The sequence below is a fragment of the Streptomyces xingningensis genome, from assembly GCF_054957865.1.
The window spans coordinates 1-22,017 of record NZ_JBDJPF010000044.1 but is presented as its reverse complement, the minus strand read 5'-3'; the positions used below and the strand labels follow the sequence as shown (position 1 = coordinate 22,017).

Here is a 22,017-nt window from a genome sequence, read left to right as displayed (position 1 = left end):
CCGGGGGCTGACGATCCGCCGGACAGGGGACGGAGCCCTCGATTCCGTCCCTTCGGGGTGCGGTCCGGCGCGTTGGGCACCCTCCCCGCGCGACCCCAAATAGCGTCCAGTAGGGTTTGCTCCGCATAAACATCCAAACCCTGCCCGCAGCGGGCCGGCGACCGACCCGACGGCCGCAGCCGGCCGCGCGGGCGAGACTCTCGGGAAGGCGCTACGTGAGTCCCAACGGCTCCGACCGCTCGTCGCGGCGCCCGGTGCGGCGGAAGCTGCTGCAGGCGCTGGCCGCGGGCGCTGTCCTGGCAACCGCCACCGGTTGCACATCGAAGGACTTCCCCCGCCTCGGAATGCCCACTCCCGTCACGGAAGAGGCGCCGCGGATCCTCTCCCTGTGGCAGGGCTCCTGGGCCGCCGCCCTCGCGGTCGGCGTTCTGGTGTGGGGTCTGATCATCTGGAGCGTCATCTTCCACCGGCGCAGCCGGAGCAAGGTCGAGGTTCCCGTACAGACCCGGTACAACCTGCCGCTCGAGGCGCTGTACACCGTGGTACCGATCCTCATCGTGTCGGTGCTCTTCTACTTCACGGCGCGCGATGAGAACAAGCTGCTGACCAACCCCGAGAAGCCGAAGCACGTCGTCAACGTGGTGGGCTTCCAGTGGAGCTGGGCGTTCAACTACCTGGAGACCGCTCCGGACCGGCCGCAGGGCACCACGCCGCTGCGCCAGGTCAAGGAGCTGAACGCGATCCCGGACCGGTTCCTGAAGAAGGCGCCGGCCAATGCGGAGGGCGTCTACGACGTCGGCATTCCGGGCGACCGGAACCCGCAGAACAACAACCCGGGCCCGACGCTGTGGCTGCCCAAGGGCGAGACGGTCGAGTTCGTGCTCACCTCGCGGGATGTCAACCACTCCTTCTGGGTGGTGCCGTTCCTGATGAAGCAGGACGTCATCCCCGGTCACACCAACAGCTTCACGGTGACCCCGACCAGGGAGGGCACCTACCGGGGCAAGTGCGCCGAGCTCTGCGGCCAGGACCACTCCCGGATGCTCTTCAACGTCAAGATCGTCTCTCCTGAGCGGTACCAGGCGCACCTGAAGGAGCTGGCGGCGAAGGGCCATACCGGTTATCTGCCGGCGGGCATTGCGCAGTCGGATCACGCGAAGAACGCGGAGACCAAGAACAAGTGAGCATCCTCAACGAACCCCAGGGTGCCGCCGGGTCAGCCACGGCAGCACCGCCTGTACGCACCAAGCAACCAGGCAACCAGGTGGTCAAGTGGCTGACCACCACCGACCACAAGACCATCGGCACGCTCTACCTGGTCACATCGTTCGCGTTCTTCTGCATCGGTGGCGTGATGGCGCTGCTGATGCGTGCCGAACTCGCCCGTCCCGGCACCCAGATCCTGTCGAACGAGCAGTTCAACCAGGCATTCACCATGCATGGCACGATCATGCTGCTGATGTTCGCGACGCCGCTGTTCTCCGGGTTCGCGAACTGGATCATGCCGCTGCAGATCGGTGCGCCCGATGTGGCGTTCCCGCGGCTGAACATGTTCGCCTACTGGCTCTACCTCTTCGGCTCGCTGATCGCGGTGGCCGGCTTCCTCACCCCGCAGGGTGCGGCCTCCTTCGGCTGGTTCGCCTACGCCCCGCTGTCCAGCGAGGCCTTCTCGCCGGGCGTCGGCGCCGACATGTGGATCATGGGTCTGGCCTTCTCCGGCTTCGGCACGATCCTCGGTTCGGTCAACTTCATCACCACCATCATCTGCATGCGCGCCCCCGGCATGACGATGTTCCGCATGCCGATCTTCTGCTGGAACGTCCTGCTGACCGGTGTGCTGGTCCTGCTCGCCTTCCCGGTGCTGGCCGCCGCGCTGTTCGCCCTGGAGGCGGACCGCAAATTCGGTGCGCATATCTTCGACGCCTCAAATGGCGGCGCACTGCTGTGGCAGCACCTCTTCTGGTTCTTCGGGCATCCAGAGGTGTACATCATCGCCCTGCCGTTCTTCGGCATCATTTCCGAGGTCATTCCGGTCTTCTCCCGCAAGCCGCTGTTCGGTTACTGGGGTCTGGTCGCGGCGACGATTGCCATCGCCGGTCTCTCGGTGACGGTGTGGGCGCACCACATGTATGTCACGGGCGGCGTGCTATTGCCGTTCTTCTCCTTTATGACCTTCCTGATCGCGGTCCCGACCGGTGTGAAGTTCTTCAACTGGATCGGCACCATGTGGAAGGGCTCGCTGTCCTTCGAGACCCCGATGCTGTGGGCCGTCGGCTTCCTGATCACCTTCACCTTCGGTGGTCTGACCGGTGTCATCCTGGCCTCGCCGCCGATGGACTTCCACGTCTCGGACTCCTACTTCGTCGTCGCGCACTTCCACTACGTCATCTTCGGCACCGTGGTGTTCGCGATGTTCGCCGGATTCCACTTCTGGTGGCCGAAGTTCACCGGCAAGATGCTGGACGAGCGGCTCGGCAAGATCACCTTCTGGACGCTGTTCGTGGGCTTCCACGGCACGTTCCTGGTGCAGCACTGGCTGGGTGCCGAGGGCATGCCGCGCCGTTACGCCGACTACCTGGCGGCCGACGGCTGGACCACGCTCAACACCATCTCCACGATCAGCTCGTTCCTGCTCGGCCTGTCGATACTGCCGTTCTTCTACAACGTCTGGAAGACCGCCAAGTACGGCAAGAAGGTCGAGGTCGACGACCCGTGGGGCTACGGCCGTTCGCTGGAGTGGGCCACCTCCTGCCCGCCGCCGCGGCACAACTTCCTCACGCTGCCGCGGATCCGTTCCGAATCCCCGGCGTTCGACCTGCATCACCCCGAGATCGCCGCGCTCGAACTCGAGGAAAACCTCGCCGACAAGGCCCTCGTGGGTGGCAAGGAGGCCGGCAAGTGAAGATCCAAGGCCGGATGTTCCTCTGGCTCTCCGTCTTCATCCTCGCCATGGCGATCGTCTATGGCGTGTGGGCCAAGGAGCCCGCGGGAGCGACCGCGCTCTTCCTGGCCTTCGGCCTGTGCGTCATGGTCGGCTACTACCTGGCGTTCACCGCGCGCCGGGTGGACGCGGGAGCCCAGGACAACAAGAACGCGGACATCGCGGACGACGCCGGAGAGCTGGGCTTCTTCGCCCCGCACAGCTGGCAGCCGCTGTCCCTGGCCATCGGTGGCGCGTTCGCCTTCCTGGCCATCGCGATGGGCTGGTGGCTGATGTACTTCTCGGCCCCGCTGATCCTGGTCGGCCTCTTCGGCTGGGTGTTTGAGTTCTACCGTGGTGAGAACCAGAACCAGTAGCACCGCCCTCACCGGCTGTTCCGGGCCCCGCACACCCCCGTGGTGTGCGGGGCCCGGGCGCGTTCCGGCACCCCGCGCATGCCCCATTTGCAGTCACCCCGCAGGCCGTGCCCCCGGATCCTCCCTACGGTGTGACCATGAGCCACTCACCTCGACGCCGCACGGTGCTCGGCGGCGCGCTGCTGCTGTTCCCGTTGGCGTTGACGGTCGCGTGCGGCTCGTCCAACCCTCTGGCCGACCCGCCCTACGACGCCACCGAGCAGGTCTCGGTGGCGGGCATAGACGACGGCGGCAAGGCCGACCCCAGCAAGCCGCTGGAGGTGGAGGCGAGCGGCGGTGACCGGATCACCAACGTCATAGCCACAGACGCGACCGGGCGCTATCTGGCGGGTGAGCTGACCGCCGACGGATCGCGCTGGCACAGCACCGCCGCGCTCGCCGCCAACGCCCACTACACCGTGCGGGTCAGCACCGAGGACGAGGACGGCGCCCAGGGGCGCCGCACCATCGGCTTCGACACCGGCGCCGCCAACCGCCTGCTGACCGTCGCCTTCGGCCCGAAGAGCGGCAAGTACGGCGTGGGGCAGCCCATCACCGCCGAGCTCAGCACGCCCATCCAGGACCCCGCCTCGCGCGCCGTGGTGGAGCGCACCCTCAGGGTCGAGTCACAGCCCGCCGTCGAGGGCGCCTGGCACTGGGTGAACAACCGGGTGCTGCACTACCGCCCGCAGGAGTACTGGCCCGCCCACGCCATCATCGAGGTGCGCGCCACCCTGGAGGGCATCAAGGTCGGCGGCGGCCTCTACGGCGGCCCGTCCAAGCCGGTGACGCTGACCACCGGCGACCGGGTGGAGGCCATCACCGACGCCGCCGGGCACTACATGTCCGTCCTGAAGAACAGCCAGGAGATCCGCACCATCCCGGTCACCACCGGAAAGCCCGGCTACGCCACGCGCAATGGAGTCAAGGTGGTTCTCGGCCAGGAATCCTTCGTACGCATGCGCGGGGAGACCATCGGCATCGCGGAGGGCAGTTCGGACGCCTACGACCTGCCGGTCTACTGGGCGACCCGGGTCACCTGGAGCGGCGAGTACGTCCACGCCGCCCCCTGGTCGGAGGGGTCGCAGGGGTGGGACAACGTCAGCCACGGCTGCACCGGGATGTCCACCGAGAACGCCAAGTGGTTCTTCGACAATGTGCGCGTCGGAGACATCGTCAAGGTCGTCGGCAGCGCGGGCGCCACGATGACGCCCTTCGACAACGGCTTCGGCGACTGGAACATGCCCTGGAAGCAGTGGCGCGAGGGCAGTGCCCTCGCCGCCGGAAAGCGCGAAGGCACCACCCCCGCCGACTCCGCGCGCCTGCGGCCGCGGATCTGACGGGCCGGACCCGCGCCCTACGCGTCCACCGCCAGCCGCTGCCGCAGCAGCCCCGCCAGGGCGTCGGTCAGGGCCACCGGGTCCACCGGGTGCGTCACCGCGGCGTCGGCCCGGCTCCAGGTGGCCAGCCAGGCATCCTGCGGGCGGCCCATCAGCAGCAGCACCGGCGGGCAGTGGAACACCTCGTCCTTGAGCTGCCGGCCCACCCCCATGCCGCCCGCGGGCGCGGTTTCGCCGTCCAGCACGCACACATCGACCCGGTGCTCCTCCAGGGCCGTCAGCAGGGCGGGCAGCGTCGCACAATCCAGATACTCCACCGGTGGCAGATCGGCGGCGGGGCGCCGCCCGGCGGCCAGCCGCACCTGCTCCCGGGTGCTCGCGTCATCGCTGTAGACCAGCACCGTGGCCGTCGGCTGCATCGTTCCTCCAGGCTTGTCGACAAGGGGCGACTTCCCCCAGCTACCGCTGGGAGGTGCCCCCAGCGCGGGATGCTACTCCGCGGGAGCGGCCCCGGAGGAGGGTCCGGAGCACCCCCGATCCCCCCGACGGACCGTCAACACCGGCTCGGAAAGGGCACGCAGAGTGGCGCGGAAGCCGCGCTTCCCCCCTTTGGGGGACGTTCGCCATGGGCCGTACGAGCAGGGCATACGCTCTTGACACACCGAACGGCACCCCCCGGAGTGAGCGCGAGATAAGCGACCGACATAATGTCGGTCGTGGCGACAGCAACAGCAGTAGATACCGGGCACGCGCACCCCTCGGTCAATCGACCGAACCTCACCAGCGTCGGAACCATCATCTGGCTGAGTTCCGAGCTGATGTTCTTCGCGGCCCTCTTCGCGATGTACTTCACCCTTCGTTCGGTGACCGGCGCCGACCACTGGAAGGAGATGGCATCGTCGCTGAACGTCCCGTTCTCGGCGACGAACACCACGATCCTGGTGCTCTCCTCGCTCACCTGCCAGCTCGGTGTATTCGCGGCCGAGCGCGGTGATGTGAAGAAGCTGCGCACCTGGTTCTCGATCACGTTTGTGATGGGTGCCATCTTCATCGGCGGCCAGATCTTCGAGTACACCGACCTGGTCAAGAAGGACGGCCTTTCGCTGTCCTCCGACCCGTACGGCTCGGCGTTCTATCTGACGACCGGCTTCCACGGACTGCATGTGACGGGCGGCCTCATGGCCTTCCTGCTGGTCCTGGGCAGGACGTACGCGGCCAAGAGGTTCACCCACCACCAGGCGACGGCGGCCATCGTCGTGTCCTACTACTGGCACTTCGTCGACGTGGTCTGGATCGGCCTCTTCGCCACGATCTACTTGATCAAGTAATCGGTCCTGTTCCGCACCGGACCAACAGTCCCGCATCGACGCAGAAGATCCTGACACCGGGGTAATCCGTGAAAAAGCTCTCCGCACGACGACGCCATCCGCTGGCGGCGGTCGTCGTCCTACTCTTCGCGCTGGCGGTAACCGGGGGGCTGTACGCCGCGTTCGCGCCGGCGGACACGGCCAAGGCCGATGACTCCGCCCAGTCCCTCGCCATCGAGGAGGGCAAGAAGCTCTACTCCGTGGGCTGTGCAAGCTGCCACGGCACCGGCGCTCAGGGCACCACCGACGGCCCGAGCCTGGTCGGCGTGGGCGCCGCGGCCGTCGACTTCCAGGTCGCCACCGGCCGCATGCCGCTCCAGCAGCAGGGCGCCCAGGCGGTCCGCAAGAAGGTGGTCTACTCGCAGGCCGAGATCGACCAGCTCGCCGCGTACATCGCCTCCCTCGGTGCCGGCCCCTCGGTTCCCACCAAGGACCAGTACAGCCCGAACGGCGCGGACATCGCCAAGGGCGGGGATCTCTTCCGTACGAACTGCTCTCAGTGCCACAACGCCACCGGCAAGGGCGGTGCCCTCTCCAACGGCAAGTTCGCGCCGAGCCTTGAGGACGTCAACCCGAAGCACATCTACGAGGCCATGCAGACCGGCCCGCAGAACATGCCGTCCTTCCCCGACACCACGATGTCGCAGCAGAACAAGAAGGACATCATCGCGTACCTCGACGCGATCGACACCAGCAAGTCGGAGAGCCCGGGCGGCCTGGGACTGGGCGGGCTCGGCCCGGTCAGCGAGGGCCTGTTCGCATGGGTCTTCGGCATGGGGGCAATGATCGCCGTCGCCATCTGGGTCGCCGCCCGGACCGCAAAGGCCAAGAAGTCATGAGTAGCCAAGACATTCCAGAAGAGTCCCTGCCCAGCAAGCAGGATGACGCGCACGCGGGTGAGGTGGCTCCCGCCGCCGACCCGTTCGCGGACCCGGGGCTGCCGCCCCACGAGCACCGCATCCAGGACATCGACGAACGGGCCGCCAAGCGCTCCGAGCGCGTGGTCGCGTTCTTGTTCACGCTGTCCATGCTGGCCACGGTGGGCTTTATCGCCGCCTACCTGGCCATCCCGGTCGACCGGAACATCTTTGTGTTCCCGATCGGCCACGTCAGCGCCATGAACTTCACGCTGGGCCTCACCCTCGGCGTGGCCCTGTTCTGCATCGGCGCGGGCGCGGTCCACTGGGCCCGCACCCTGATGTCCGATGTCGAGGTCGCCGACGAGCGGCACCCGATCGAGGCCGCGCCCGAGGTCAAGGCCAAGGTTCTGGCCGACTTCGCGGACGGTGCCCGGGAGTCGGCGCTCGGCCGCCGCAAGCTGATCCGCAACACCATGTTCGGTGCGCTCACGCTGATGCCGCTGTCCGCGGTGTTCCTGCTGGGCGGCCTGGGACCGGCGCCGGGCACCAAGCTCCGGAAGACCAAGTGGTCCAAGGGCAAGATGCTGGTCAACCAGAACACGATGCAGCCGCTGCGTCCCGAGGACGTCATGGTCGGCTCGCTGACCTTCGCCATGCCCGAGGGCATGAAGGAGGAGGACGAGGACTTCCAGAACGAGATCGCCAAGGCCGCCCTGATGATCGTCCGGCTCCGTCCGGAGAACATCAAGGACAAGCGCGAGCTCGACTGGTCGGTCGACGGCATCGTCGCCTTCTCCAAGATCTGCACGCACGTCGGCTGCCCGATCAGTCTCTACGAGCAGCAGACCCACCACGTGCTGTGCCCGTGCCACCAGTCCACGTTCGACCTCTCGGACGGTGGGCGCGTGGTCTTCGGCCCGGCCGGTCACGCCCTTCCGCAGCTGCGGATCAAGGTCAATGACAAGGGCTACCTCGAGGCGATGGGCGACTTCCCCGAGCCTGTGGGTCCTGCCTACTGGGAGCGCGGATGAGTACTGCAGCAGACACCGGACGCAAGGCGCCCGCCGGTGAGCGGGTGGCCGACTGGGCCGACGGCCGGCTGGGGATCTACAGCCTGGCCAAGGCCAACATGCGGAAGATCTTCCCGGACCACTGGTCCTTCATGCTGGGCGAGGTCTGCCTCTACAGCTTCCTGATCATCATCCTCACGGGTGTGTATCTGACGCTGTTCTTCCACCCGAGCATGAACGAGGTCGTCTACCACGGCTCCTATGTCCCCATGCAGGGCATGCGGATGTCCGAGGCGTTCAAGTCGACGATGGACATCAGCTTCGATGTGCGGGGCGGTCTGCTCATCCGGCAGATCCACCACTGGGCGGCGCTGGTCTTCCTCGCGGCCATGATGGTGCACATGATGCGCGTCTTCTTCACGGGCGCGTTCCGCAAGCCGCGCGAGGTCAACTGGCTGTTCGGCTTCCTGCTGCTGGTGCTGGGCACCTTCACCGGCTTCACCGGCTACGGCCTGCCGGACGACCTGCTCTCGGGCACCGGTATCCGCATCGCCCAGGGCCTGATCATGTCCATCCCGCTGGTCGGGACGTACATCTCGATGTTCCTGTTCGGCGGGGAGTTCCCGGGCACGGACTTTGTGGCCCGGTTCTACTCGATCCACATCCTGCTGCTGCCGGGCATCATGCTCGGTCTGGTGGTCGCCCACCTGATCCTGGTCGTCTACCACAAGCACACCCAGTACCCCGGCCCCGGCCGGACCGAGAAGAACGTCGTCGGCATGCCGCTGATGCCGGTCTACATGGCCAAGGCGGGAGGCTTCTTCTTCCTGGTCTTCGGCGTGATCGCGGGCATCGCGGCGATCGCCACCATCAACCCGGTCTGGGAACTCGGCCCCTACCGGGCGGATCAGGTCTCCACCAACGCCCAGCCCGACTGGTATCTGGGCATGTCCGAGGGAATCTTCCGGGCCATGCCCGGCTGGGAGATCAATATCGCGGGCCATACGCTCGTCCTGGGCGTGTTCATCCCGCTGCTGGTCTTCGGCCTGGTGCTGACGGCCATGGCCGCCTACCCCTTCATCGAGTCGTGGGTGACCGGCGACAAGCGCGAACACCACCTCTTGGACCGGCCGCGGAACGCCCCGACCCGCACCGCCTTCGGCGTCGCCTGGCTGACCTTGTACGGGGTCGGGCTGATGAACGGCGGCAACGACCTGTGGGCGACGCACTTCCACCTGTCGGTCAACGGCGTCACCTGGTTCGTCCGGATCTCGTTCTTCGTGGCCCCGGTCCTCGCCTTCATCGCCACCCGCCGCATCTGCCTGGGGCTGCAGCGCCGGGACCGGGACAAGGTGCTGCACGGGCGGGAGTCCGGCGTCATCAAGCGCCTGCCGCACGGTGAGTTCGTCGAGGTCCACCAGCCGCTCACGCAGGAGCAGCTGCACACGCTCACCGCGCACGAGCAGCCCAGGCCGCTCGAGCTCGAGCCGGAGGTCGACGAGAACGGCGTCGCCCGCAAGGCCGGTGCCGCGCAGAAGCTGCGGGTGAAGCTCTCCAAGGGCTACTACGGCGAGGGCACCCACATCCCCAAGCCCACCGCGGAGGAATACCAGGAGATCACCAGCGGCCACGGCCACCACTGATCCCCGCACCGATCACTGACAGCTGATCGCCACGGCGAGAGCCCCGTCCATGCTCCGGACGGGGCTCTTTGCCGTCCCGGTCCGTGGATAGGCTGGACGCCATCAGCGGGATGCCCGAATCACAGGAGTGTGGACCATGAACGTTGCGACCCCGGCAGGCGGCGACGGCACGGTGGCCCTCTCCTGGCCGGGCGTGCTGGAGGCGCTGCTGAACCGGGTGGACCTGAGCGCGGACGTCACCGCCTGGGCCATGGACCGGATCATGCGCGGCGAGGCCACCGACGCGCAGATCGCCGGCTTCGCGGTGGGGCTGCGGGCCAAGGGCGAGACGGTCGCCGAGATCTCCGGCCTGGTCCGGACGATGTACCAGCACGCCCAGCTCATCGAGGTGCCGGGCCCCAGCGTGGACATCGTGGGCACCGGCGGCGACGGCGCGAGGACGGTCAACATCTCGACCATGTCCTCGATCGTGGTCGCCGGCACCGGGGCGAAGGTCGTCAAGCACGGCAACCGGGCGGCATCCTCCGCCAGCGGGGCCTCGGATGTGCTGGAGAAGCTGGGCGTCAACCTCGACCTGTCCCCGCGAAGGGTGGCCGAGGTGGCCCAGGAGGCGGGGATCACCTTCTGCTTCGCGGTGCGGTTCCATCCCGCGCTGCGCCATGTGGCGCCCGCCCGGCGCGAGTTGGGCATCCGCACCACCTTCAATGTGCTCGGCCCGCTGACCAACCCGGCGCGGGTGCGGGCCCAGGCCACCGGGGTCGCCGACGCCCGGATGGCGCCGATCCTGGCGGGGGTGCTGGCCGAACGCGGCTCCTCGGCGCTGGTCTTCCGCGGTGACGACGGGCTGGACGAGCTGACCACCACCGCGACTTCGCGGGTGTGGGTGGTCCGGGACGGCGCGGTGCGGGAGGAGGCCTTCGACCCGCGGGAGGTGGGCATCGACCTGGTGCCGGTGGAGGCCCTGCGCGGCGCCGACGCCTCGTACAACGCGGATGTCGCACGGCGGCTGCTGGCCGGGGAGACCGGGCCGGTGCGGGACGCGGTGCTGCTGAACTCGGCCGCGGCGCTGGTCGCCCTGGCGCCCACCGGGGCTTCGCTGCCGGAGCAGATCCGCGCCGGGATGGCGCGGGCGGCGGAGTCGGTCGACTCGGGGGCCGCGAAGCGGGTGTTGGAGCGCTGGGTCGCGGCCAGCAACGGGTGAGGGCTGCACCTCCACCGGGGCGCGGTCCAGGATCCGGACCGCGCCTTGCGCATCAAAGATCGTGTGGCATGATGCTGCACAGGTCACGAGTGACAGCGACACAGGCCCCGGCCCGCTGTCCGGCAACCCTCCTTCCGTGGCGGGGTGCCCCGGGTGATGACCGGGTCGCAGGCAGTGAGGTCTGCGGCAAGCGCGGATCCCTCGCCAGGGATCCTGGTCGTCGAGGGAGTTTCTTCCGTGGTTCAGCGAATGCGCTAGGGCTCTGCCGAGCCCCTTTTCCCGCACCCTTTTCCCTTCCCGCGTCGGCGTGTTGACCGCCGCGCGGTTGAATTCGCCTGCCTGTTACGGGAGTTCGTCATGTCTGTTGCCACCGTCGCCGCCGTTCCCTCGCTCTGCCCGCCGCTGCCCGTGCTCGGCCGGGATGTCCTGGTGCCGCTCGTCACCGGGGGTGAGGTCGGCTATGCGGCACTCGACTACGCGGCCAGCGCGCCGGCCCTCCAGCGGGTGTGGGACGACGTGGCCGCCTACGCCCCGTACTACGGCAGTGTGCACCGGGGCGCGGGATACCTCTCGCAGCTCTCCACCGACCTCTTCGAGAACAGCCGCCGGACCGTCGCGGAGTTCCTCGGCTGCCGTGCCGGGGACCAGGTGGTCTTCACCCGCTCCACCACCGATTCGCTCAATCTGCTGGCATCCGTACTCCCGGCCGGCACCCGGGTGTTCGTCTTCGAGACCGAGCACCATGCCGCGCTGCTGCCCTGGTCGCGGCGGGGTGACACCGAGGTCGGCTACCTCGACGCGCCCCGGACTCCGGGGCAGGCCGTCGAGTCGCTGGAGCGGGCCCTGGCGGTGCGTGACCCCCACCGCCCGGCCCTGGTCTGTGTGACCGGCGCGTCCAATGTGACGGGCGAGCTGTGGCCGGTAAGGGAGTTGGCGGCGGTCGCGCATGCGCATGGTGCCCGGATCGTGCTGGACGCCGCACAGCTGGCGCCGCATCATCCGGTGGACATCGCGGAGTTGGGCGTCGACTGGGTGGCCTTCTCCGGACACAAGCTCTATGCGCCGTTCGGCGCGGGCGTGCTGGCCGGGCGCGCCGACTGGCTGGGGGACGCCGAACCCTATCTGGCGGGCGGCGGCGCGAGCCGCAAGGTCTCCCGGGCCGCCGGGGACGAAGTGCGGGTGGAGTGGCACGACGGTGCCGCCCGGCACGAGGCGGGTTCGCCCAATGTCATCGGTGCCCATGCGGTGGCCTCGGCCTGCCGGGCGCTCACCGAGGCGGGCTTCGACGGCCTGGTCGCCCGCGAGCGGCAGTTGGTGGCGCGGGTGCGGGCCGGGCTGGCCGAGGTGCCGGAGGTCAGGGTGCTCTCGCTGTTCGGCGAGGACGCCCCGAGGGTGGGCGTGCTCTCGTTCGTGGTCGAGGGCTGGAACAGTGCGCACTTCGCGGCGGCGCTCTCCGCGGAGTATGGCATCGGGGTGCGCGACGGGCTGTTCTGCGCCCATCCACTGGTCCGCACGCTGCTGGGCGGCCGTGCCGATGAGCCGGGGGAGTGCGGGGTGCCGGGCGAGGGGCAGTCGCTGAACGCGATCCGGGTCAGCTTCGGCGCCGGGACGCCGGACGAGCACATCGAGCGGTTCCTGCGGGCGGTGCGGGAGCTGGTGCAGGACGGCGCACGCTGGAAGTACCGCACGGAGGGCGGGCGTTGCGTGCCGGTGGACACCCCCTAGTCCGGTCAGTTGTCCAGCCCGATGGCGAAGGCCGCCTCCAGGTCGTGCTGGGAGTAGGTGCGGAACGCGATGTGCGTCTCGGTCGAGACCACCCCGGGGATCTTGCTGATCCGCCCCGGGATGACATCCGCGAGGTCATCGTGCCGGGCCACCCGCACCAGAGCGATCAGATCGTAGGTGCCGGTGACGGAGTAGACCTCGCTGACGCCTTCCAGGGCGGCGATCCGCTCGGCGATCTCGGGGATCCGGTCCACATCCGTCTCGATGAGCACGATCGAAGTGATCACGTCGCTTTGTCTCCTTCGGTGGACCCGGTCGCTCTCCTCACTCTAACCGCACGGGCTCTGACCGCCCACGCGAAGCCGAAGCCCAGCGAGAAGCCGATGACATGGGCCAGATATGCGACGGTGGGCCGGTCGGCCGGGTTGCCGACGCCCGGCCACTGGAGCGCGAACCAGAAGAGCAGCACGGCCCAGGCGGGGAAGCGCAGCGGCAGGAAGAAGAGGAACGGAAAGAGGCTGGTGACCCTGGCCCCGGGGAAGAGATGAAGGAACGCGCCGAGCACCCCGGAGATCGCCCCGGACGCGCCGACCAGGGACTGGGCGGAGTGAGCGTGCGCGGCCGCGTAACCGAGCAGCGCCAGACAGCCGGTGGCGAGGTAGCACAGGGCGAAGGTGGTGTGGCCCAGGCGCTCCTCCGTCATCGCTCCGAAGACCTGGAGGAAGAGCATGTTGCCCAGCAGGTGCAGCCAGTTGCCGTGCACGAACAGTGCGGTGAGCGGGGTGAGGAGGGCGAGGAGCGGGCCGTGCCACAGTTCGTCGGGGACCACTCCCCAGCGTTCGAAGTAGGCGGTCTGCGCGGCGAGCAGCTCGGTCCTGGTGCCGTAGGCGGGGTTGAGGCCGGAGGCCGGGCCGAGGAGGAAGATCACACAGCAGGCGCCGATGAGGGCGTAGGTGACCCATGGGGTGCCACCGGACCGCCCGGCGCGCGCCGCTTTTACGATCATGACCAGATCATGGCGTACCGGGACAACCCGCGCGGAGCGCCTCGCCGGGTGGACCGGCCGGGGCCGGTGCCACCGCGCCGCCCGGCCGTCAGGCCGTAGGGTTACGGGGAGCACTTCGGCACCCCACGAACAGGACGGACGACACCATGGGCGTTCCTCAACCGACGGCCGGGACCCGGTGGCGGTGCGGCCAGTGCGGAAATCTCACGCGGTTCGATGTGACCCGTACGGTCAAGGCCGTGGAATACGTACACCTCGACCTGGCCGGAGAGCCCACGGTGGAGGAACGCGACGTGGTCAGTGAGACGATCGAGTCCGTGCGTTGCCGTTGGTGCAACGTGGTCGACCAGATCGAGCTGGTCGACCGGCCGGGCGCGAGCGCCTGAGGAACGGAGCGATACAGCGGTGGTGGAGCACACGGACGGTGTGGAGGCGGCCGGTGACGCCGGCGGGGCCGACAACGTCAGCGAGGTGCTCGACCGTCCCCTGCCGGAGGGCATCCGGCGCCGGGTGATCGGGCTGGTCGCCGAGGCCTTCGGCGGTCTTACGGTGGCCGAACTCCCGCCGCAGCTGCGGCAGTACGCCCGTTTCACGCCCAGCCGCCGGGCCAAGTTCGCGGGCAATGCGATGGCCGCGGCCGTGGAGGGCGACACCGCCTTCCGCCGGCGGATCTCCGCGCGGCTGCGCGAGACGGGCTCGGAGCTGGCCGAGGCGCTGGACGCCGGATCGCCGCCGGCTGCCGCGGATCCGGAGGACGTGGCGGCCATGGCCTTTGTGCTGCGGCCGGCCGGCTGGGTCAAGCTGGTCACCGCCGCCGGTGAGGAGGCGCAGCGGGCGAGCGCGGAGCGGGCCGGCGAGGAGGCGCAGCGCGAGCTGCGGCAGCTGCGTGCGGAGCTGGCCGGGGCGCGGGCCGAGGCCCGGGCGGATGCCGAGCGTTCCCGGGCCGAACTGGACGCGGCGCGCAAGGAGTCGGAGGCGCTGCAGCGCAAGCTGCGCAGCGCGCTCAGCGATGTGCGGCGGGGCGAGGCGGCGTTGCGCAAGTCCCAGGCCGAGCTGGAGACGCTGCGGTCGGGTGCGGCGGCGGAGCTGGCGGCCGCGCTGGGGGAGACGCGGCGGGTCAGGGCACGGCTGTCGGAGGCCGAGTCGGCGCTGGAGGCGAGCCGCCGGGCGGTGCGCGAGGGGCGCAGTGTGGAGGACATGCGGTTGCGGCTGTTGTTGGACACGGTGCTGGACGCGGCGCAAGGGCTGCGCCGTGAACTGGCCCTGCCGCCCGCGTCCGTGCATCCGGCGGATCTGGTGGACGCCGTGCAGCCGGACCGGATGACGCCCAGGGACATCGCGGCGCGGGCGCTGTCGGAGACCGATCCGGCGCTGCTGGACCAGCTGTTGGCGCTGCCTCAGGTGCATCTGCTGGTGGACGGCTACAACGTGACCAAGACCGGGTATCCGACGATGCCGCTGGACAAGCAGCGGCTGCGGCTGCTGGGCGGGCTGGCGATGCTGGCCGCGCAGACCGGCGCGGAGGTGACCTGTGTCTTCGACGGCGCCGAACTGGCCGCGCCGGTGCTGCTCGCACCGCCGCGCGGGGTGCGGGTGTTGTTCAGCAAGCCGGGGGTGACGGCGGATGAGCTGATCCGTCAGCTGGTGCGGGCCGAGCCGCCGGGGCGTCCGGTGGTGGTGGTCTCCACCGACCGGGAGGTGGCCGACGGGGTCGCCAAGGCGGGGGCACGGCCGGTGGCATCGGCCTTGCTGCTCAAGCGACTTGCTCGTACCTAAGCGTCAATTGGCCATTACTGACTGTGTCATATTGGTAAAGGATGTACCCATGAGCGAGATTTTTCGCAAGGGGATTTGAACGGATCACTTTCCGGTCACTAAGGTCGGGCCTCGAACCTTCGCGCGGTGATCATCCATTCGGGATGGCGGTGAAGGTCCCGCCGGCCGGCGCGGTCAGCGCGACGGCGGCCGAGAAGAAGGAGCTCGACTCCGTGGCGTCCCACCGTCGTCCCAAGCAGCCGAGCCGCACTCGGGTGACCGTGCTCACCGCGACCGCCGCCGCGGCCGTCGCCATCTCCGCGCAGGCCGCGCACGCCGACCCCAAGCCCTCCAAGGGCGAAGTCAAGGAGAAGGTCGACAAGCTCTACGAAGAGGCCGAGCAGGCGACCGAGAAGTACAACGGCGCCAAGGAACAGCAGGCCAAGCTGGAGAAGCAGGTCGGCGAGATCCAGGACAAGGTCGCGCGCGGCCAGGAGGACCTCAACAAGCTGCGCGACAGCCTCGGTTCGATGGCCACCGCCCAGTACCGCTCCGGTTCCATCGATCCCTCCCTGCAACTGCTGCTCTCCTCCGACCCGGACACCTATCTGGAGAAGGCCTCCACGCTCAGCCAGGTCAGCGGACACCAGGCCCAGACCCTCCGGCTGATAGCCGACAAGCAGCGCACGCTCAAGCAGGAGCGCCAGGAGGCCACCGGCAAGCTCGCCGACCTCGAGTCGACCCGCAAGTCACTGGCGGGCAAGAAGACGGAGGTGCAGGGCAAGCTCTCCGACGCCCGCGACCTCCTCAACTCCCTCACCGAGCAGGAGCGCGCCCAGCTCGCGGCCGAGGAGGCCAAGAGCAGCGGCAAGAACGACGGGCGGGCCGGCGGCGACCGGGCCGACCGCTCCGGCGGGCAGGGCCGTCAGGACCCGGGCAAGCAGGTCCCCGAATCGGGCCGGGCCGGCGCGGCGCTCGCCGCCGCCCAGTCCAAGATCGGCTCCCCCTATGTCTGGGGCGCGACCGGGCCGGACTCCTTCGACTGCTCGGGGCTCACCTCCTGGGCCTACTCCCAGGCGGGCGTCACCCTGGACCGCACCTCGCAGGACCAGGCCAACAACGGCACCCGCATCTACGACCAGAGCCAGCTGCGCCCCGGCGACCTGGTGCTCTTCTACGGCGACCTGCACCACATAGGCCTCTACGCGGGCGACGGCCAGGTGCTGCACGCCCCGCGCACCGGCACCGTGGTCCGCTATGAGGCCATGAGCAACATGCCCTTCCAGTTCGGGGTGCGCATCGGCTGATCCGCCCCCCCGCGACGTCCGGCGCCGCACCCCTCGTTCGAGGGCGCCACTCGATCGAGGGAATTGCCGGGACCGAGGCTGACTCCACGCCCCGCTGATGACCTGGGTCTGAGGCGGGGCGTCGGGTTTTCCGCCGCTCCTTCCCCGCCGATGAGGTCTTTGAACCCGAGGTGACCGCCCCGCTACTGTCTGCCGCGCGGTGCCCTCCCCGATGGCCTCAAGGACATGGAGGTGCCCCCCTGTCGTCCGCCCGTTGCGGGCGGCAGCGGCGCCGCACCTGGAGTGGAAGGGAGTGCGGCCGCCCGTGGCGTCCCATCGTCGGCCCGACCGGCCCGGTCTCCACCGGACCGTCCGGGTCACCGTTCTGTCCGCCGCCATGGCCACCGCGGCGGCCGCCCTGACGGCGGTTCCGGCGAGCGCCGACCCCGGGGACACCGCCGCCGGCGACGCCAGGTCGGCCGGGACGGTGAAGGCCCGGATCGACCGGCTCTACGAAGCGGCCGAGCGGGCCACCGAGAAGTACAACGCGGCCGGTGAACGCGTCGGCGCGCTGCGGCAGAAGGTGGAACAGGCCGCCGACCGGGTCGCCCGCGGCCAGGAGAGGGTCAACCGGATGCGTACCGCCCTCGGCATGATCGCCGCCGCCCAGTACCGGTCCGGGGCCATCGACCCGGCCATCGAGCTGCTGCTCTCCTCCAATCCCGATGGCTTCCTCGACCGGGCCGCCACCCTGGACCGGATCAGCGGCCACCAGGCCGGGCAGCTGCGGGCACTCCAGGACGCCCAGCGCACGCTGCGCCAGGAGCGCGCGGAGGCCGCCCGCACCCTGGGCGAGCTGGAGGAGAACCGCCGGGCCGTCGAGCGGCACAAGCGGGAGGTCGAGCGCAAGCTGTCCGCCGCACGCCGGCTGCTCAACTCGCTGCCGCAGCAGGAGCGCGAGGCATACGGGCGGGCTTCGCGCTCCGGCAGCGCCTCCCGGCAGGACCTGTCGCTGCCCGGGCTGAGCGGGCTGCCCGCACCCTCCGCCACCTCCTCGCGCGGTGCCGCCGCCGCGATGGCCGTCCGCTCGGCCGTCGGTTCGCCCTATGCCTGGGGGGCCACCGGCCCCGGCTCCTTCGACTGCTCGGGGCTGATGCAGTGGGCCTACGGGCGGGCGGGGGTCGGCCTGCCGCGCACCTCACAGGCGCAGCGCCACGCGGGCCGGCGGGTCTCGCTGTCCGAGGCCCGGCCCGGCGACCTGGTCATCTACCGGGACGACGCCAGCCATGTGGGCATGTATGTGGGCAACGGGCAGGTGGTGCACGCTCCTTACCCGGGAGCCAGGGTGCGCTACGACCCGGCCAATATGATGCCGATCTCCTCGGTCACCCGCCCCTGACCGCCGGGCTCCCGCGCCCCGCCTCGTACCATGCGGGGCGTGAGCGGCCGGAGAGCGTGGAGTGCGTGCGGGTGCCTGGTGGCGGCGCTGCTGGCGCTGCAGGCCCTGGTCGGCTGCGGCTCCTCCGGGGCCGGCCCGGTGGCGCCCGGTGGCGACCGGGCGTCCGTGCAACGGCTGCTGGACGGCTGGGCCGCGGCGGTCCGGGGCCGGGACGAGGCGGCGTATCTGGCGGCCGTGGACCCGGCGGCCGGGAGCTACCGGGACGGGCAGCGGCGGGTTTTCGCCAATCTCGCGACCGTCCCGCTGTCCTCCTGGGAGTACCGGCTCCAGCGCACCGGCGGTTTCCGGCCCGCGCCGGGCGATGGCCACCGGGTCGCGGTCGAGGCCGAACTCCGCTACCGGCTGGCCGGATATGACACCGCGCCGGTCACCGCCCCGGTGCGGCTGACGGCCGTCCGACGGGACGGCCGGTGGTACCTGGCCGGGGAGGACACCGCGCAGGGTGCGCGGCAGCTGTGGGAACAGGGCGCGGTCACGGTGGTACGCGGCAGGCGCGGCCTGGTCCTCGGCGTGGGCCAGGACGAGGCACGGCTGCGGGCCGTCGCCGGCCTCGCCGACCGGGCGGTGCCGGCGGTGGCCGGGGTCTGGAAGAGCGGCGACTGGCCGGGGAAGGTGGTGATCGAGATGCCCGCGTCACTGGAGCGGATGGGCGCGCTGCTGGGGGCTCCCGCCGGGAACTACCGCGGCATCGCGGCCGTGACCACGGGCGAGGTGGGGGTGGGGAGCGGGGCCCCGGCCGACCGGATCATCGTCAACCCCGAGGCGTACGGCGGGCTCAGCGACTTCGGGCGGCAGATCGTGCTCACCCATGAGACCACCCATGTGGCCACCCGGGCGCGGACGTCCGCGGCCACTCCGCTGTGGCTCTCCGAGGGTTTCGCCGACTGGGTCGCCTACCGCGCGAGCGGCCGTACGGCCCGGGAGGCGGCCCCCGAACTGGCGCGTGCGGTCGCGGCCGGGGCCGCGCCGCAGCGGCTGCCGGACGATGCGGACTTCGGCTTCACCGGGGAGGCGGGGCGCTTGGCGAGAGCCTATGAGGGGGGCTGGCTGGCGTGCCGGATGATCGCGGACGAGTGGGGCGAGGGGAAGCTGGTCGCCTTCTACCGGGCGGTGGGCGGGCACGGCAAGCGCGCGGGGGCGGTGGAGGCGGCGCTGCATGAGGTGCTGGAGGTGGGGATGGCCGACTTCACGGGGCGGTGGCGGGACTACGTGGCGGGGCAGTTCGGCCGGTGACGGCCGGGGAGGAGACTCCGCTGCCGCCCCCGGCCGACGCCGCTCAGCCCGCGGCCAGCGCGGTGGCGCGTTCCGTGGGTGGGTCCGGCTCGTCCGTCCGCCGGGCCTCGGTCACCGTTTCGCGCCACAGCCGGGCGCAGGACACGACCGTCGCCACCACCAGCAGCGTATTGCGCAGCACCAGGGTCGCGATGCCCAGCTTGTCGCTGGCCACCACGTGCGAGAACCAGATGGGGAATTCGAGCTGGGTGAGCGGCGCGGCCACCAGCATCAGCAGCACGGGCAGTCCCTGCCGGGTGGTCCGCCGCGTCGCGCACACCGCGCCCAGGCCGATCAGCCAGATCACATACTGCGGGCTGATCACCCGGCTGGTCGTGGTGAACAGCAGCACCGCGGTGAAGGCCGCGTCCGAGGGGGTGCATACGGTGAATCTCCGGGCCCGCACCCGCCACAACACCAGCCAGGCGAAGGCCAGCAGGCTCAGTCCGAGCGCAAAGGCGCTCACCGCATGGACATGTCGGCCCAGGAACTCGACCGAGCCGTAGTGCAGTCGGGCCCGGCCGTGCCAGCCGAAGTGCCGGCCGAGGTGGAAGACCAGCGATCCCAGTGACTCGACCTCCGTACCCCGGTCGCGCTGGAAGGTCAGGAAGGCGAGCGCACCCGGCATCGCCGCCGCGAGCAGCATCGCCAGCACCACCGCGGTGACCAGCGCCGAACTCCAGGCGGACCGGGTGCGGGGACCCCGGGGCACACCGACCAGCAACAGCACCGGCCAGACCTTCAGCAGCGCGCCGAACCCGGCGAGCGCCCCCGCCATCCGGGTGCGCCGACCGAGCGCCAGCAGACCCGCGACGGCCACGGCCGTCACCATCACGTCATAGCGGGCATAGACGATCGGACCCAGCAGCGGCACCCCGACCACCCAGACCCACGCCCCGTAGGCGCTGCGTCTGCCGCCCCGCACCGTGTACAGCAGCATGGCGAAGACCGCCGCGTCCGCCAGGAAGCACACCACGAAGAACGCCTTGGCGTAGTCGAGGAACGGCAACAGCCCGGGGGCGAGCACGGCGAACGCGGCGGCCGGCGGATACTGCCAGGTCACATCGTCGAACGGAAAGATGCCGGTGCGCAGTACGCCGTACCAGCCCCGGTAGATCACCTCGATGTCGACCGCGACATCGGACCCCGGCATGACCCACACACGGAACACGCACATCAGCAGAACGGCCCGGGTGACGGCCCACACCACGATCGAGAGCCGCGGTCGAGAGCCCGTCCTGGAGCTCGCCATCATTCACCTCGTCCCTTCCGGGCGGCACACGGCGGGACGCTCCACGCACCGTACACACACCGTCACTGGAAGGCATGATGCCTGCCGGGGCGGCCCGCGCGCGTGACGTCGCGGGACGTGGCGCCGCCCGGTCGCCGCCCGGAGGGTGCCGGCGGAGAAGCCGGCGGCGGGGGGCGCCGGGGCAGCGGGTACTGTCGGCGGCGATGCACAAGACCCCGCACGAGACCCCGCGCAAGACCCTGATCGTCACCAATGACTTTCCGCCCCGGCCCGGCGGCATCCAGGCGTTTCTGCACAACATGGCGCTGCGCCTGGACCCGGAGCGCATCGTCGTCTACGCCTCCACCTGGAAGCGGAGCCGGGAGGGCATCGAGGCCACCGCGCGCTTCGACGCCGAGCAGCCCTTCCCGGTCGTACGCGACCGTACGACCATGCTGCTGCCCACTCCCCGGGTGACCCGCCGGGCGGCCGGGCTGCTGCGTGAACACGGCTGCTCCTCCGTCTGGTTCGGGGCCGCCGCGCCGCTGGGGCTGATGGCCCCGGCGCTGCGCCGGGCGGGGGCGGCCCGGCTGGTGGCGACGACCCATGGGCATGAGGCGGGCTGGGCGCAGCTGCCCGGCTCCCGGCGGCTGTTGCGGCGCATCGGCGAAGGCGTGGACACGATCACCTATCTGGGTGAGTACACCCGGTCCCGCATCGCGACCGCCCTCACGGATGAGGCGGCGGCGCGGATGGTCCAACTGCCGCCCGGGGTGGACGAGAAGACCTTCCACCCCGGTTCGGGCGGTGATGCGGTCCGGGCCCGGCTCGGCCTGGCGGACCGCCCGGTCGTCGTCTGTGTCTCGCGGCTGGTGCCGCGCAAGGGCCAGGACACCCTGATCCGGGCCATGCCCGCCGTGCTGGCCCGGGTGCCGGACGCGGTGCTGCTGATCGTCGGCGGCGGGCCGTATGCGCCGGACCTGCGGAAGCTGGCCGGGGAAACCGGGGTGGCCGGCGCGGTCCGCTTCACCGGGCCGGTGCCCTGGGAGGAACTGCCCGCGCACTATGGCGCGGGGGACGTCTTCGCGATGCCATGCCGTACCCGCCGGGGCGGGCTGGATGTCGAGGGGCTGGGGATCGTCTATCTGGAGGCCTCGGCGACCGGGCTGCCGGTGGTGGCCGGAGACTCGGGGGGTGCGCCGGACGCGGTCCTGGACGGCGAGACGGGGTATGTGGTGCGGGGCGGCTCGGCGGAGGAGTCCGCGGACCGGATCGTCGCTCTGCTCGAGGACGCGGAGTTGCGTCGTCGGATGGGGGAGCGGGGGCGGCAGTGGGTGGAGGAGCGGTGGCGCTGGGATCTGCTGGCGGGGCGGCTGCGGGAGCTGTTGTGAGGGGGGTTGGCCCCGGCCCCGGGGCACCCCCCCCCCCCCCGGGGGGTGGCCGCGAAAAACGGCGGCGAGGACGTGGCCCCCACCAAACGCGTAAGCGTGAGCGCCCGCGGGCACAGCCCCCACCCCCCCCGGGAC

General features: G+C 70.4%; 20 protein-coding genes and 1 riboswitch. Of the genes, 16 read left to right on the top strand and 4 right to left on the bottom strand.

Features of this window, described 5'->3' with window-relative positions; all coding sequences use genetic code 11:
• Positions 1-215: 215 nt before the first annotated feature.
• The 4 genes from ctaC to ABCR83_RS21965 all read left to right on the top strand — a co-directional run bounded on the left by ctaC (position 216) and on the right by ABCR83_RS21965 (position 4,676).
• The gene (gene ctaC / locus ABCR83_RS21980; RefSeq protein ID WP_462696832.1) at positions 216-1,184 is read left to right on the top strand and encodes an aa3-type cytochrome oxidase subunit II; all 969 of its coding nucleotides are present in this window, start codon (positions 216-218) and stop codon (positions 1,182-1,184) included.
• Positions 1,181-2,902, top strand: a complete 1,722-nt coding sequence (ctaD, locus tag ABCR83_RS21975) for an aa3-type cytochrome oxidase subunit I (protein ID WP_462696831.1) — start codon at positions 1,181-1,183, stop codon at positions 2,900-2,902. The genes ctaC and ctaD overlap by 4 nt, the downstream gene beginning before the upstream one ends.
• On the top strand, positions 2,899-3,297 hold the full coding sequence (locus tag ABCR83_RS21970) for a cytochrome c oxidase subunit 4 (RefSeq protein ID WP_462696830.1): 399 nt from the start codon (positions 2,899-2,901) through the stop codon (positions 3,295-3,297). Before ctaD ends, ABCR83_RS21970 begins: the two co-directional genes overlap by 4 nt.
• Before the next feature lie 137 nt (positions 3,298-3,434).
• Positions 3,435-4,676: a L,D-transpeptidase gene (locus tag ABCR83_RS21965; RefSeq protein ID WP_462696829.1), complete on the top strand. Its 1,242-nt coding sequence runs from the start codon at positions 3,435-3,437 to the stop codon at positions 4,674-4,676.
• 17 nt (positions 4,677-4,693) lie between these two features.
• Here ABCR83_RS21965 and ABCR83_RS21960 read toward each other — a convergent pair whose 3' ends face one another.
• Entirely contained in the window at positions 4,694-5,095 is a 402-nt protein-coding gene (locus tag ABCR83_RS21960; RefSeq protein WP_462696828.1) for a hypothetical protein, read from the bottom strand.
• A 288-nt stretch (positions 5,096-5,383) separates the two neighbouring features.
• Between ABCR83_RS21960 and ctaE the strand changes: the two genes are divergently transcribed.
• The 6 genes from ctaE to ABCR83_RS21930 all read left to right on the top strand — a co-directional run bounded on the left by ctaE (position 5,384) and on the right by ABCR83_RS21930 (position 12,482).
• Positions 5,384-6,004, top strand: a complete 621-nt coding sequence (gene ctaE / locus ABCR83_RS21955) for an aa3-type cytochrome oxidase subunit III (RefSeq protein WP_462696827.1) — start codon at positions 5,384-5,386, stop codon at positions 6,002-6,004.
• 68 nt (positions 6,005-6,072) lie between these two features.
• Positions 6,073-6,882: a cytochrome bc1 complex diheme cytochrome c subunit gene (gene qcrC, locus ABCR83_RS21950; RefSeq protein ID WP_462696826.1), complete on the top strand. Its 810-nt coding sequence runs from the start codon at positions 6,073-6,075 to the stop codon at positions 6,880-6,882.
• Positions 6,879-7,934 carry a cytochrome bc1 complex Rieske iron-sulfur subunit gene (gene qcrA, locus ABCR83_RS21945; protein WP_462696825.1) on the top strand — a complete coding sequence of 352 codons (1,056 nt, stop codon included), beginning with the start codon at positions 6,879-6,881 and terminating at the stop codon, positions 7,932-7,934. The genes qcrC and qcrA overlap by 4 nt, the downstream gene beginning before the upstream one ends.
• On the top strand, positions 7,931-9,556 hold the full coding sequence (qcrB, locus tag ABCR83_RS21940; protein WP_462696824.1) for a cytochrome bc1 complex cytochrome b subunit: 1,626 nt from the start codon (positions 7,931-7,933) through the stop codon (positions 9,554-9,556). The genes qcrA and qcrB overlap by 4 nt, the downstream gene beginning before the upstream one ends.
• A 136-nt stretch (positions 9,557-9,692) precedes the next feature.
• Entirely contained in the window at positions 9,693-10,757 is a 1,065-nt protein-coding gene (gene trpD, locus ABCR83_RS21935) for an anthranilate phosphoribosyltransferase (RefSeq protein WP_462696823.1), read from the top strand.
• An 81-nt stretch (positions 10,758-10,838) separates the two neighbouring features.
• Positions 10,839-10,956, top strand: a riboswitch (SAM riboswitch).
• Positions 10,957-11,114: 158 nt separating this feature from the next.
• A complete protein-coding gene (locus tag ABCR83_RS21930; RefSeq protein WP_462696822.1) occupies positions 11,115-12,482 on the top strand; it encodes an aminotransferase class V-fold PLP-dependent enzyme in 1,368 nt (455 codons plus the stop codon).
• A gap of 5 nt (positions 12,483-12,487) precedes the next feature.
• On the opposite strand, the gene ABCR83_RS21925 is transcribed toward ABCR83_RS21930, so the two are convergent.
• Positions 12,488-12,769 carry an Lrp/AsnC ligand binding domain-containing protein gene (locus ABCR83_RS21925; RefSeq protein ID WP_462696821.1) on the bottom strand — a complete coding sequence of 94 codons (282 nt, stop codon included), beginning with the start codon at positions 12,767-12,769 and terminating at the stop codon, positions 12,488-12,490.
• A complete protein-coding gene (locus tag ABCR83_RS21920) occupies positions 12,766-13,488 on the bottom strand; it encodes a rhomboid family intramembrane serine protease (RefSeq protein ID WP_462696820.1) in 723 nt (240 codons plus the stop codon). Before ABCR83_RS21920 ends, ABCR83_RS21925 begins: the two co-directional genes overlap by 4 nt.
• A 146-nt stretch (positions 13,489-13,634) precedes the next feature.
• On the opposite strand from ABCR83_RS21920, the gene ABCR83_RS21915 reads away from it, so the two are divergent.
• The 5 genes from ABCR83_RS21915 to ABCR83_RS21895 all read left to right on the top strand — a co-directional run bounded on the left by ABCR83_RS21915 (position 13,635) and on the right by ABCR83_RS21895 (position 19,221).
• Positions 13,635-13,874: a hypothetical protein gene (locus ABCR83_RS21915; RefSeq protein ID WP_462696819.1), complete on the top strand. Its 240-nt coding sequence runs from the start codon at positions 13,635-13,637 to the stop codon at positions 13,872-13,874.
• Positions 13,875-13,896: 22 nt separating this feature from the next.
• A complete protein-coding gene (locus ABCR83_RS21910; protein ID WP_462696868.1) occupies positions 13,897-15,264 on the top strand; it encodes an NYN domain-containing protein in 1,368 nt (455 codons plus the stop codon).
• 212 nt (positions 15,265-15,476) lie between these two features.
• On the top strand, positions 15,477-16,550 hold the full coding sequence (locus tag ABCR83_RS21905) for a C40 family peptidase (RefSeq protein WP_462696867.1): 1,074 nt from the start codon (positions 15,477-15,479) through the stop codon (positions 16,548-16,550).
• A gap of 304 nt (positions 16,551-16,854) precedes the next feature.
• A complete protein-coding gene (locus ABCR83_RS21900; protein ID WP_462696818.1) occupies positions 16,855-17,928 on the top strand; it encodes a C40 family peptidase in 1,074 nt (357 codons plus the stop codon).
• Positions 17,929-17,958: 30 nt separating this feature from the next.
• Positions 17,959-19,221, top strand: a complete 1,263-nt coding sequence (locus tag ABCR83_RS21895; protein ID WP_462696817.1) for a hypothetical protein — start codon at positions 17,959-17,961, stop codon at positions 19,219-19,221.
• A 43-nt stretch (positions 19,222-19,264) separates the two neighbouring features.
• On the opposite strand, the gene ABCR83_RS21890 is transcribed toward ABCR83_RS21895, so the two are convergent.
• Complete coding sequence (locus tag ABCR83_RS21890) at positions 19,265-20,437, bottom strand: glycosyltransferase 87 family protein (RefSeq protein ID WP_462696866.1); 1,173 nt, start codon at positions 20,435-20,437, stop codon at positions 19,265-19,267.
• A 278-nt stretch (positions 20,438-20,715) separates the two neighbouring features.
• Here ABCR83_RS21890 and ABCR83_RS21885 point away from each other — a divergent pair, with 278 nt between their 5' ends.
• Complete coding sequence (locus ABCR83_RS21885; protein ID WP_462696816.1) at positions 20,716-21,882, top strand: glycosyltransferase family 4 protein; 1,167 nt, start codon at positions 20,716-20,718, stop codon at positions 21,880-21,882.
• Positions 21,883-22,017 lie beyond the last annotated feature (135 nt).

Coding starts and splice junctions, on each gene's coding strand:
- ABCR83_RS21890 (WP_462696866.1), bottom strand. CDS start 20,437: ATGTGCGTGTTCCGTGTGTGGGTCATGCCGGGGTCCGATGTCGCGGTC.
- ABCR83_RS21915 (WP_462696819.1), top strand. CDS start 13,635: ATGGGCGTTCCTCAACCGACGGCCGGGACCCGGTGGCGGTGCGGCCAG.
- qcrB (WP_462696824.1), top strand. CDS start 7,931: ATGAGTACTGCAGCAGACACCGGACGCAAGGCGCCCGCCGGTGAGCGG.
- ABCR83_RS21920 (WP_462696820.1), bottom strand. CDS start 13,488: ATGATCGTAAAAGCGGCGCGCGCCGGGCGGTCCGGTGGCACCCCATGG.
- ABCR83_RS21965 (WP_462696829.1), top strand. CDS start 3,435: ATGAGCCACTCACCTCGACGCCGCACGGTGCTCGGCGGCGCGCTGCTG.
- ctaE (WP_462696827.1), top strand. CDS start 5,384: ATGTCGGTCGTGGCGACAGCAACAGCAGTAGATACCGGGCACGCGCAC.
- qcrA (WP_462696825.1), top strand. CDS start 6,879: ATGAGTAGCCAAGACATTCCAGAAGAGTCCCTGCCCAGCAAGCAGGAT.
- ABCR83_RS21895 (WP_462696817.1), top strand. CDS start 17,959: ATGCGGGGCGTGAGCGGCCGGAGAGCGTGGAGTGCGTGCGGGTGCCTG.
- trpD (WP_462696823.1), top strand. CDS start 9,693: ATGAACGTTGCGACCCCGGCAGGCGGCGACGGCACGGTGGCCCTCTCC.
- ABCR83_RS21930 (WP_462696822.1), top strand. CDS start 11,115: ATGTCTGTTGCCACCGTCGCCGCCGTTCCCTCGCTCTGCCCGCCGCTG.
- ABCR83_RS21960 (WP_462696828.1), bottom strand. CDS start 5,095: ATGCAGCCGACGGCCACGGTGCTGGTCTACAGCGATGACGCGAGCACC.
- ABCR83_RS21885 (WP_462696816.1), top strand. CDS start 20,716: ATGCACAAGACCCCGCACGAGACCCCGCGCAAGACCCTGATCGTCACC.